Genomic DNA, 11,223 nt, shown 5'->3' with positions numbered 1-11,223 from the left:
GTTGATAGGCCGGATCTGGAAGCACCGTGAGGTGTGGAGGTGACCGGTACTAATAGGCCGAGGGCTTGTCCTCAGTTGCTCGCGTCCACTGTGTTGGTTCTGAAACCACGAACAACCCCACGCATTCGTGTGTGGTGCGGTTGATTGTTTCATAGTGTTTCGGTGGTCATAGCGTGAGGGAAACGCCCGGTTACATTCCGAACCCGGAAGCTAAGCCTTACAGCGCCGATGGTACTGCAGGGGGGACCCTGTGGGAGAGTAGGACGCCGCCGAACTACCTTTAGAGCTCCGGCTCCTGGGAAAACAACCCGGGAGCCGGAGCTTTTTTGCGTTGGGGTAAAGTCAGGAGGCATCGTCGGTATCTTTCCCACAGGAGGCCCCCGGGTGGAGGTCCAGGAGACCCGTGTCCAGACGGACCGGGTCCTCACCATCCCGAATATCCTCAGCATGGCTCGGCTCGTCGGCGTACCCCTCTTCCTGTGGCTGATCCTCCGGCCGGAGTTCGGTGGCCCCAAGAGTGACGGCTGGGCACTGCTGGTGCTGGCGTTGAGCGGGGTCAGCGACTACCTCGACGGCAAGCTCGCACGCCGGTGGAACCAGGTGAGCAGCCTCGGCCGGCTACTCGACCCGGCCGCCGACCGGCTCTATGTTCTCTCCACCCTCCTCGGTCTCACCTGGCGTGAGATTCTGCCGCTGTGGCTGACCGCTCTGCTTGTGGCACGCGAATTGATGCTCCTGGTGGCCGTGGGCGTCCTCAGACGGCACGGCTACCCGCCGCCGCAGGTGAACTTCCTGGGGAAGGCGGCGACGTTCAACCTGATGTATGCGTTCCCCTTGTTGCTGCTCAGTGACGGCAGCGGATGGATCGCGTCACTCGCGGCCATTTTCGGATGGGCGTTCGCAGGTTGGGGTACAACGCTCTATTGGTGGGCAGGAGTCCTCTACGTGGTACAAGTCCGCCGTCTGGTCCGTGCGGACGCCATGGCCGACTGAGTTCCCATCATCGAGGCAACTGCGGGGACTCCGATGGCCCGCCTGGGAAAAGTGCGGGACAATCAGGATGGGTGCAGTCGGCTAGATCGTCGTCTCTTGGAGGAGGACGCTTCCGACATGAAGGCCGTCGTGATGGCCGGAGGCGAAGGCACGCGCCTTCGACCGATGACCTCGAGCATGCCCAAGCCGCTCCTGCCGGTGGCCAACCGGCCGATCATGGAGCATGTGCTGCGGCTGCTCAAAAGGCATGGGCTGAATGAGACCGTCGTCACAGTCCAGTTCCTGGCCTCGTTGGTCAAGAACTACTTTGGTGATGGTGAAGAGCTCGGAATGGAGCTCACCTATGCCAACGAGGAGAAGCCACTCGGAACCGCCGGAAGCGTCAAGAACGCCGAGGAGGCGTTGAAGGACGACGCGTTTCTCGTCATCTCCGGTGATGCCCTGACCGACTTCGACCTCACCCGGCTGATTGAATTCCACAAGGAAAAGGGCGCGATGGTGACCGTGTGTCTCACGCGCGTGCCCAATCCGCTGGAATTCGGTATCACCATCGTCGACGAAGAGGGCAAGGTCGAGCGCTTCCTGGAGAAGCCGACCTGGGGCCAGGTCTTCTCCGACACCGTGAACACGGGCATCTACGTGATGGAGCCCGAGGTGTTCAACTATGTCGACCCCGACGTTCCGGTCGACTGGTCCGGCGATGTCTTCCCGCAGCTGATGAAGGAAGGCAAGCCCATTTACGGCTACATCGCCGAGGGCTACTGGGAGGACGTCGGCACCCACGAGAGCTATGTGAAGGCGCAGGCCGACGTCCTGGAGGGCAAGGTCGACGTCGAGATCGACGGCTTCGAGATCTCCCCGGGAGTCTGGGTCGCCGAGGGCGCCGAGGTGCACCCCGACGCCGCGCTGCGCGGGCCGCTCTACATCGGTGACTACGCCAAGGTGGAGGCCGGCGCCGAGATCCGCGAGCACACCGTCGTCGGCTCCAACGTCGTCGTGAAGAGCGGAGCCTTCCTGCACAAGGCCGTCGTGCACGACAATGTGTACATAGGCCAGCACAGCAACCTGCGCGGCTGTGTCGTCGGCAAGAACACCGACATCATGCGCGCGGCGCGGATCGAGGACGGCGCGGTCATCGGAGACGAGTGCCTGATCGGTGAAGAATCGATCGTGCAGGGCAACGTCCGGGTGTACCCGTTCAAGACCATCGAGGCCGGCGCCTTCGTCAACACCTCGGTCATCTGGGAGTCGCGGGGCCAGGCTCACCTCTTCGGTGCCCGCGGAGTGTCCGGGATCCTGAACGTGGAGATCACCCCGGAACTCGCCGTACGGCTCGCCGGCGCCTACGCGACCACGCTCAAGAAGGGGTCCACGGTCACCACGGCCCGCGACCACTCCCGGGGTGCCCGCGCGCTCAAGCGAGCGGTCATCTCGGCTCTCCAGGCCAGCGCCATCGACGTACGGGACCTGGAGAACGTACCGCTGCCGGTCGCGCGGCAGCAGACCGCGCGGGGCAGCGCAGGCGGCATCATGATCCGGACCACGCCCGGGGTGCCCGACTCGGTCGACATCATGTTCTTCGACGGACAGGGCGCCGACCTGTCCCAGGGCAGCCAGCGCAAGCTGGACCGGGTCTTCGCGCGCCAGGAGTACCGGCGTGCGTTCCCGGGCGAGATCGGTGACCTGTACTTCCCGTCCAGCGTCTTCGACTCGTACACGGGGTCGTTGCTGCGCAACGTCGACACCACCGGGATCGCCGAGTCGGGGCTCAAGGTCGTCGTGGACGCCTCGAACGGCAGCGCCGGACTCGTGCTGCCCAGCCTGCTCGGCAAGCTCGGGGTGGACTCGCTGACGATCAACCCCGGGCTGAACGAGGCCCGGCCGACGGAGACCGCCGACATTCGGCGTTCGGGTCTGGTGCGGCTCGGCGAGATCGTGGCGTCCTCCGGGGCCGCCTTCGGTGTGCGGTTCGACCCGGTGGGCGAGCGGCTGTCGCTCGTCGACGAGAGGGGCCGCATCATCGAGGACGACCGGGCGCTGCTGGTGATGCTCGACCTCATCGCAGCCGAGCGGCGCAGCGGCCGGGTGGCGCTGCCCGTCACGACCACGCGCATCGCCGAGCAGGTGGCCGCCTACCACGGCACCCAGGTGGAGTGGACGACGACCTCGCCCGACGACCTCACACGGGTCGGCGGCGAGGAAGGGACGATCTTCGGCGGCGACGGCAAGGGCGGGTTCATCGTCCCGGAGTTCAGCAGCGTCTACGACGGCACGGCGGCCTTCGTGCGGCTCATCGGGCTGGTCGCGCGCACTCAGCTCACCCTGAGCCAGATCGACGCCCGGATTCCGCGTGCGCACGTCCTCAAGCGCGACCTGGCGACGCCGTGGGCCGTCAAGGGCCTGGTGATGCGCCGGGTCGTCGAGGCGGCCGGAGACCGCTTCGTGGACACCACGGACGGTGTGCGGGTGGTGGAGACCGACGGCCGCTGGGTGATGGTCCTGCCCGACCCGGCCGAGGCGGTCACCCATCTGTGGGCCGAGGGGCCCGACGACGCCTCCGCTCAGACGCTGCTGGACGAGTGGGCGGCGGTCGTGGACAGCGCCGGCCGGTAGAACGCCGGCCGCTGGAACAGGGCGTCGGCCGGTAAAACGGACAGCACGCGCGCGTGCCGGACAAGTGTTCCCCAAGGGGGCCTGTCCGGCACGCCGGTGGGGCCATTCGGAGGTCACGGCCACGTCGTGCGACGATGTGCGGCATGCCGCAGCAACCCCCCATTCGGAGCAACCCCGCGCGGCCCTCCCGACCGGACGCCTCCATGTCGTTGATCACCAACGTCATGGACCACAGCCTCGACGACGGTTATGCCGAGGCCGCCGCTCGGAAGAAGGCCGTGGGTGAGAGAGGCATGCCGAAAACCGTCCGGGCGAAGCTCGGTCTGGCGGGCGGGCTGGTGCTGGCCGGGCTCGTGGTGACCGTGGGAGCGGCACAGGCGCGTGTGGCGGCCCCGGTCGTCGCCAAGGAGCGCCAGGAGCTGATCGATCGCATCGACAAGGAGACCGCGGCGGCCGACGAGCTCGAGGGCACCGTCGACAAGCTGCGGGACGACGTGAACGCGCGGCAGCGCCAAGCGCTGCGGCACACCGGTGGCAACCCGCAGGCCGACCTGGTGAGCATGCTGGCGGGCGCCAGCGAGGTGTACGGCCCCGGTATGAGGCTCGTGGTGGACGACGCCAAGGAGGCCGGCACGGGCGGCGGCGGCAATCCGCGCGGGGCGTCGGGTTTCTCCGACACGGGCCGGGTGCGTGACCGGGACATGCAGCGGGTGGTGAACGGGCTGTGGCAGTCGGGCGCCGAGGCGGTCTCCATCAACGGGCAGCGGCTGACGGCCCTGTCGGCGATCAGGGCCGCGGGTGACGCGATACTGGTCGACAACAAGCCGCTGGTGCCGCCGTACACGGTGCTCGCCGTGGGGGACGGGAAGGGGCTGAGCGCCCGGTTCCAGGACAGCTCCGACGGGCTGTACCTCCAGGCCCTGAAGGACAACTACGGCATCCGGACCGGCATCTCCGTGGAGAGCGACCTCCGGCTGGCCGCCGCACCGAGTGTGATCGTACGTACAGCACAGCCGAGCACTGAGAAGGGCACATCGTGATCGCCGTACTGGGCCTCGTCGTGGGAGTGGTGGCCGGCCTGTTGGTCCGGCCGGAGGTTCCGGCGGTCGTCGAGCCTTATCTGCCGATCGCCGTCGTCGCGGCGCTGGACGCCGTCTTCGGTGGCCTGCGGGCCATGCTGGACGGCATCTTCGACGACAAGGTCTTCGTCGTGTCGTTCCTGTCCAACGTGGTCGTGGCCGCGCTGATCGTCTTCCTCGGCGACAAGTTGGGCGTGGGCGCCCAGCTGTCCACGGGTGTCGTGGTCGTCCTCGGCATCCGCATCTTCTCCAATGCCGCGGCGATCCGACGGCACGTGTTCCGAGCGTGAGAGTCATGACCCACCAGGACGAACAGCCCGGGAACGGGCAGCAGGACACACAGCCCGAGCAGCAGCGGCTGCGCCAGGAGTTGCCCGAGGAGGTGCCCGCGCAGGCGGCCGCCGGTGAGGGCCCGAGCGCCGAGGCGAGTTCCGAGCCCGCGCTGACCGGTCGCCAGCGGCTGGCCCAGGGGCTGTGGCCGCCGCGCTTCACCCGGGCCCAACTCGTTGTCGCGCTGCTGCTGTTCGGCCTCGGCTTCGGACTCGCCGTCCAGGTCGCCTCCAACAGCAGCGGCGACAACGCGCTGCGCGGCGCCCGGCAGGAGGATCTCGTTCGCATCCTCGATGAACTGGACGACCGTACTCAGCGTCTTGAAGACGAGAAGCAGGGTCTGGAGAAGCAGCGCCAGGAGCTGGAGAACAGCTCGGACCAGGCCGAGGAGGCCCGCAGGCAGACGGCCGAGAAGGAGAAGCAACTCGGCATCCTCGCGGGCACGGTGGCCGCGCAGGGACCAGGCATCACGGTGACGATCGAGGACACGAAGAGGACGGTCCGGGCGGACATGCTGCTCGACGCGATACAGGAGCTGCGCGCGGCCGGTGCGGAGGCGATCGAGGTGAACGGTGTACGCGTGGTGGCGAACACTTATCTCACCAACGCCGCCAAGAGCGTGGACGTCGACGGGAACAAGATCAACGCCCCGTATCGTTTCAAGGTCATCGGCAAGCCGCAGGACCTCGAACCGGCGCTCAACATTCCTGGAGGCGTGGTGCAGACCCTGGAGAAGGAGCAGGCCACCGTGACCATCGACCGTTCGGACAAGATCGTCGTGGACGCCTTGCGGGCGGCGAAGAGGCCTGACTACGCTCGGTCGTCCTCGCGGTGAACCGGCGGTGCATGGCGGTCGTCCGGCAGGGGCATGAGGTTGCGGGGGGTCGGCGCACCGATTGGGTGGTGCGTGGTGGAAACTGTCTGGTGGATACGGACGTTGTGAAGATGTCCGGGTCGACCGGTGTATGCAGTCAGGGTTCGTCCTGCCCCACGGGCGGGTCTGTTTCGGTCAAGGGGAATCGCCCGTGAAGTTGTTTGCGAAGTTGTTCGGCAAGAGCGCGCGAGAGGGCGGCGAGAACGCGACGGCCCGTCATCGCGCACAGCCTGACGCCGAGGGTCGGCGTCCGCTGTTCAGGGACCAGGTGGCCGGTCAGGACGCGTCGTCGGTTGACCCTGCCCAGTCGGGCGGCATAGGTTTCGGGCAACCGTCGACCTCAGGTACGGCTGGAGGGTTTGCCGCCGGCCCGTACGCGTCCGATGCCCCCGCGGGGCAGCCGCGGCAGGAGGATCCGTCCATGTCGGCCCTGGTGTGTACGAGGTGCGGTAACCGCAACGCGGAGAACAGCCGCTTCTGTTCCAACTGCGGTGCGCCGCTGCGGCCCGGTGCGACGCCGGAGCGCTCGTCGGAGACGACCTCGACGATCTCCATCTCCGGTCTCGAGGCGTACGACGCCGAGGCCACCGGCCAGACGCCGATGCTGTCTCCGGAGGCGCAGGCGGCCGTCGACGCGCTGCCGCTGGGCTCGGCCCTGCTGGTGGTGCGCCGCGGCCCGAACTCCGGCAGCCGCTTCCTCCTGGACGGCGAGCTGACCACGGCGGGGCGTCATCCGCAGAGCGACATCTTCCTGGACGACGTGACGGTCTCGCGTCGCCATGTGGAGTTCCGCCGCAGCCCGGACGGCTCGTTCACGGTGGCCGACGTCGGCAGTCTGAACGGCACGTACGTCAACCGGGAGCCGATCGACCAGGTCGCTCTGTCCAACGGTGACGAGGTGCAGATCGGCAAGTACCGGCTGGTCTTCTACTCGAGCCGGCAGGGCGTCTGACCTGTCAGGGAAGGTCCATGCGTCAATCACCGAGCGGCGGCGCCGGGCACGGCGCCGCCGCCACGGACAGTGGGCTGAAGAGCATCGGCACGGTGCTGAACGTGCTGCGCGACGAGTTCCCCGAGGTCACCGTCTCCAAGATCCGTTTCCTGGAGTCGGAAGGGCTCGTCGAGCCGCGGCGCACCCCCTCGGGGTACCGCAAGTTCAGCACCGGCGACGTCGAGCGGCTGGCCCTGGTCCTGCGGATGCAGCGGGACCACTACCTGCCGTTGAAGGTGATCCGCGAGTACCTGGACGCGATGGAGCGCGGCGAGGCGGTCCACCTGCCGGCGGTCGGCCGGCAGCGTGAGGGCGCGGCCGTACCGGCATCGGCAGAGGCGCCAGTGGCCCGGATCGAGCGGGCCGAGCTGCTCGTCGCCGTCGGTATCGAGGAGGGGGAGCTGCAGGAGTGGGAGTCGTACGGGCTGCTCACTCCGTTGGCGGACGGGGCCTACGGCGCCGAGGCGGTGACCGTGGCCTCGCTCGTGTCCGAGCTGGGGCGTTTCGGGATCGAGCCCCGGCATCTGCGCGTGATGAAGGCGGCCGCCGACCGGGAGGCCGGGCTCGTCGAGCAGGTGGTGGCCCCGCTCAAGCGGCATCGCAACCCGCAGACCAGGGCACATGCGGAGGCCCGCGCCAAGGAGCTCGCGGAGCTCACGGTCCGGCTGCACACGGTGCTCGTCCAGACCGCGCTGGGGGTGCGGCTGCCGTGAGCGGGCCCAGGGAGGCGGCTGGATCCTCCTCCCATGCCCGGCCCGACTACCCAAACGGTCGGGGCACCGCCTAGGGTTGCTGTGTGAACGAGCTCGATGTCGTAGGTGTCCGGGTCGAGATGCCCTCCAACCAGCCGATCGTGCTCCTGCGTGAAGTGGGAGGCGACCGTTACCTCCCCATCTGGATCGGGCCAGGGGAGGCGACGGCGATCGCCTTCGCCCAACAGGGCATGGCCCCTGCGCGACCGCTGACCCACGACCTGTTCAAGGACGTGCTGGAAGCGGTCGGCCAGGAACTCACGGAAGTGCGCATCACGGACCTGCGTGAAGGCGTCTTCTACGCCGAGCTGGTGTTCGCCAGCGGTGTCGAGGTGAGCGCCCGGCCGTCCGATGCCATAGCGCTGGCCCTGCGTACCGGGACGCCGATCTTCGGCAGCGACACGGTGCTCGACGACGCGGGCATCGCGATCCCGGACGAGCAGGAGGACGAGGTGGAGAAGTTCCGCGAGTTCCTCGACCAGATCTCGCCTGAGGACTTCGGCACCAGCAGCCAGTGAAGCGCCCGCAGGGGCCACGGGAGACGGTCCTGCGGCCTCCCTCCGTGGCATTCGGATAGCCTTTCCCAGCGATGGGGTACGCGAAACCACTCTTAGGGTGATTATCACTCGGCGTGCCGAGTGTGGCGATCGTTGACGCACCCCTGGTGACTGCCTACCGTCGAGGAGGCAGGTCAAGGACGGAGGTCGGCGTGAGAAGCAGCGGCGACGGTACGGCTGGGGGTGCCCCCGGACGCAATGCCGGGGGAAGCGGTCCGTACCCTCCCCCGAGCTCTCGGCTCCGACCGAGCGGGGGGTATCCCCCTGTCAGGGGCGTGGCCGGTCGTGCTCCGCAGCGACCGACGGCGGTGCCGAGCAGCGGAGGGGCGGCGGCCATGGCGACCGAGCAGATCGGCTACCGCGGTCCGACGGCCTGCGCGGCCGCGGGCATCACCTACCGGCAACTGGACTACTGGGCGCGCACCGGGCTGGTCGAGCCGAGCGTGCGTCCCGCCCACGGGTCCGGCACCCAGCGTCTCTACAGCTTCCGGGACGTCGTCGTCCTGAAGATCGTCAAGCGGTTCCTCGACACCGGCGTGTCGCTGCAGAACATCCGTAGCGCCGTCCAGCATCTGCGCGAGTGCGGTCTGCGTGACCTGGAGCGCATGACGCTGATGAGCGATGGTGCCACGGTGTACGAGTGCACGTCGCCCGACGAGGTGCACGCCCTGCTCCAGGGGGGCCAGGGAATCTTCGGCATCGCCGTCGGTGTGGTGTGGCGCGATGTGGAGAGCGCGCTGTCGCAGTTGCACGGTGAGCGCATCGACACCGGGGAGACGCTCGTGGGGCACAACCCGGGCGACGAGCTCGCCCGGCGGCGCAACCGGGCCGTCTGAGCCGCCCCTCGGCCGGCTTCGGTCGTTTCGGCCACCGACCTGGTCCCATCGGCCCGATCAGCCCGCTCGGCCCCCGGACCGGCTTCGAGAGCCCGTACGGGTGCCGCCGGAACCGGGGCATTGTCAGTGGCGTGGTGCAGCATCGTAGATGTGAGAACCGCACCCACGATCCTCCATCTCGACATGGATGCCTTCTTCGCCTCCGCGGAGCAGGCGTCCAAGCCGAGTCTGCGCGGGAAGGCCGTGGTCGTGGGCGGGCTGGGGCCGCGCGGGGTGGTGGCCACGGCGTCGTACGAGGCGCGCGTCTTCGGCGTCCACTCCGCGATGCCCATGGCCCAGGCGAGGCGGCTGGCGCCGAACGCCGCGTACCTCGTGCCGCGCTTCGCCTTCTACCGCTCCATCAGCGAGCGGGTGATGGGCCTTCTGCGGGCGCTGTCGCCCCTGGTGGAGCCGCTGAGCCTGGATGAGGCGTTCGTGGACCTGGAGGCCGGGGGAGCCGCCTGGGACGCGGAGTCAGCCCGGCTGGCGGGGACGAAGCTGCGTGCCGACATCCGGACCGTCACGGGGCTCACGGGGTCCGTGGGGCTGGCCACCGCCAAGATGCTCGCCAAGATCGGCTCCGAGCAGGCCAAGCCCGACGGGCTGGTGCTCATCGAGCCCGGCACCGAGCGGGCCCTGCTCGGTCCGCTGTCCGTGCGGACCCTGCCGGGGGTGGGCCCGGCCACGGGCGACCATCTGCGGCGGGCCGGGATCCACACCGTCGAGGAGATCGCCGAGGCCGGCGAGGACGAGCTCGTACGGCTGCTCGGCAAAGCGCACGGGCACGCGCTGTACGCGATGGCGCTGGCCCACGACGAGCGTCCCGTCGTCGCCGAGCGCGAGACGAAGTCGGTGTCCGTCGAGGACACCTACGACGTGGACATCCACGACCGCGTCCGGGTGGCCCTGGAGGTGCAGCGACTGGCCGACCGGTGCGTGCGGCGGCTGCGCGGGGCCGGTCTGTCGGGGCGCACCATCGTGCTGAAGGTGCGCCGCTACGACTTCTCCACCCTGACCCGCTCCGAGACCTTGCGGGGACCCACCGACGACCCCGCGGTGATACGGGAGGCGGCCGCCCGGCTGCTGGACTCCGTGGACACCACCGGCGGCGTACGGCTGCTCGGCGTAGGCGTGTCCGGGCTCGCCGACTACACCCAGGAGGACCTGTTCGCGCAGGCCGCGGGCGCGCAGGCGGAGGGCCCGGCCGAGGAGCGGCCGGAGGAACCCGCCGAGCGGCAGCCGGCACCCACCGAGCGGCGGTGGCCGGCGGGCCACGACGTACGGCACGCCGGATACGGCCACGGATGGGTGCAGGGCAGCGGCCTCGGCCGCGTCACCGTGCGCTTCGAGACCCCCGACTCCGCGCCGGGCCGGGTACGCACCTTCCTCATGGACGACCCGGACCTGGAGCCGGCCGAGCCCCTTCCTCTGGTTCCTTCGGTACCTCCGGTCCCGCCGGCTCAGCTCTCGTCCGGGCCCGAGCCGGAGCCTGCCAGCTTGCCGAAGTGGTGGTCCGGAACGGTCGGCGGAGGGGCCACGTCGAGGCCGTAGTGGTGGTAGAGCTGCAGTTCCTGCTCCGGGGACAGATGGCGGCCCACGCCGAAGTCGGGGGCCTCCTTGATCAGTGCGCGGTCGAAGGGGACGCGCAGGGCGCCCTCGACCAGTTCGCTGGGCTCCAGGGGGACGAAGGCGTCCCGGGAGAACAAGCCGGTGCGTATGGCCGCCCACTCCGGCACACCGGTCGCGTCGTCGAGGTAGACCTCGTCCACCGTGCCGATCTTGTGGCCGCTGCGGTCGAACGCCTTGCGGCCGATCAGGTTGCGCGGATCGATCTCCGTCTGCACTGTCCCTCCACGTGGTCGCAACTCATCCGTAACCACTACAAAAGAGCACATTCAGCATGGCGGCCACTCGAAGACCCGTGCGGCCGGCCCGCTGGTACTCTGGCAACGGCTGCTGACCCCGTGCGGGAGAGCCCTCCGGCACCACCGGGGGCGCCGAAGGAGCAAATCCTCCCCGGAATCTCTCAGGCCCACGTACCGCACGGACGAGGTCACTCTGGAAAGCAGAGCGGTTGTCGACGGCTTCCGCTCTCACCGACGGTGAAAACCGGGAGCCCTCGGGCGGCCCGGTGAAGCTCTCAGGTTGAGATGACAGAG

The 11,223-nt window shown here is 68.8% G+C and carries 11 protein-coding genes, 1 rRNA gene and 1 riboswitch; of the genes, 11 read left to right on the top strand and 1 reads right to left on the bottom strand.

Annotation, left to right across the window (positions count from 1 at the left end):
* The first annotated feature begins 158 nt into the window (after nucleotides 1–158).
* The 11 genes from rrf to ABZ818_RS16770 all read left to right on the top strand — a co-directional run bounded on the left by rrf (nucleotide 159) and on the right by ABZ818_RS16770 (nucleotide 10,615).
* Nucleotides 159–275, top strand: a 5S ribosomal RNA gene (gene rrf / locus ABZ818_RS16820).
* Nucleotides 276–384: 109 nt separating this feature from the next.
* On the top strand, nucleotides 385–993 hold the full coding sequence (locus ABZ818_RS16815; protein WP_100567216.1) for a CDP-alcohol phosphatidyltransferase family protein: 609 nt from the start codon (nucleotides 385–387) through the stop codon (nucleotides 991–993).
* 117 nt (nucleotides 994–1,110) lie between these two features.
* On the top strand, nucleotides 1,111–3,606 hold the full coding sequence (locus ABZ818_RS16810; RefSeq protein WP_361414901.1) for a mannose-1-phosphate guanyltransferase: 2,496 nt from the start codon (nucleotides 1,111–1,113) through the stop codon (nucleotides 3,604–3,606).
* A gap of 143 nt (nucleotides 3,607–3,749) precedes the next feature.
* Nucleotides 3,750–4,646 (top strand): DUF881 domain-containing protein, encoded by an 897-nt coding sequence (locus tag ABZ818_RS16805; protein ID WP_361414899.1) that lies wholly within the window; start codon nucleotides 3,750–3,752, stop codon nucleotides 4,644–4,646.
* Entirely contained in the window at nucleotides 4,643–4,975 is a 333-nt protein-coding gene (locus tag ABZ818_RS16800) for a small basic family protein (protein WP_003988855.1), read from the top strand. The genes ABZ818_RS16805 and ABZ818_RS16800 overlap by 4 nt, the downstream gene beginning before the upstream one ends.
* Nucleotides 4,976–4,980: 5 nt before the next feature.
* Nucleotides 4,981–5,850, top strand: a complete 870-nt coding sequence (locus tag ABZ818_RS16795; protein WP_361414897.1) for a DUF881 domain-containing protein — start codon at nucleotides 4,981–4,983, stop codon at nucleotides 5,848–5,850.
* 130 nt (nucleotides 5,851–5,980) lie between these two features.
* Entirely contained in the window at nucleotides 5,981–6,841 is an 861-nt protein-coding gene (locus ABZ818_RS16790; RefSeq protein ID WP_361414895.1) for an FHA domain-containing protein, read from the top strand.
* Between the two features lie 17 nt (nucleotides 6,842–6,858).
* Entirely contained in the window at nucleotides 6,859–7,593 is a 735-nt protein-coding gene (locus ABZ818_RS16785) for a MerR family transcriptional regulator (RefSeq protein WP_361414893.1), read from the top strand.
* Between the two features lie 83 nt (nucleotides 7,594–7,676).
* Nucleotides 7,677–8,150, top strand: a complete 474-nt coding sequence (locus tag ABZ818_RS16780) for a bifunctional nuclease family protein (RefSeq protein ID WP_037684412.1) — start codon at nucleotides 7,677–7,679, stop codon at nucleotides 8,148–8,150.
* 191 nt (nucleotides 8,151–8,341) lie between these two features.
* Complete coding sequence (locus ABZ818_RS16775) at nucleotides 8,342–9,025, top strand: MerR family transcriptional regulator (protein WP_361414891.1); 684 nt, start codon at nucleotides 8,342–8,344, stop codon at nucleotides 9,023–9,025.
* A gap of 150 nt (nucleotides 9,026–9,175) precedes the next feature.
* A complete protein-coding gene (locus ABZ818_RS16770; RefSeq protein ID WP_361414889.1) occupies nucleotides 9,176–10,615 on the top strand; it encodes a DNA polymerase IV in 1,440 nt (479 codons plus the stop codon).
* Here the strand turns inward: ABZ818_RS16770 and ABZ818_RS16765 are convergent.
* Nucleotides 10,525–10,908, bottom strand: coding sequence for a PRC-barrel domain-containing protein (locus ABZ818_RS16765; RefSeq protein ID WP_361414887.1), 384 nt, complete (start codon nucleotides 10,906–10,908; stop codon nucleotides 10,525–10,527). The genes ABZ818_RS16770 and ABZ818_RS16765 overlap by 91 nt on opposite strands.
* A 113-nt stretch (nucleotides 10,909–11,021) precedes the next feature.
* Nucleotides 11,022–11,116, top strand: a riboswitch (glycine riboswitch).
* Nucleotides 11,117–11,223 lie beyond the last annotated feature (107 nt).

Source organism: Streptomyces sp. NPDC047453 (assembly GCF_040643155.1).
GTDB lineage: Bacteria > Actinomycetota > Actinomycetes > Streptomycetales > Streptomycetaceae > Streptomyces.
This window is presented reverse-complemented; position numbering and strand designations above follow the sequence as displayed.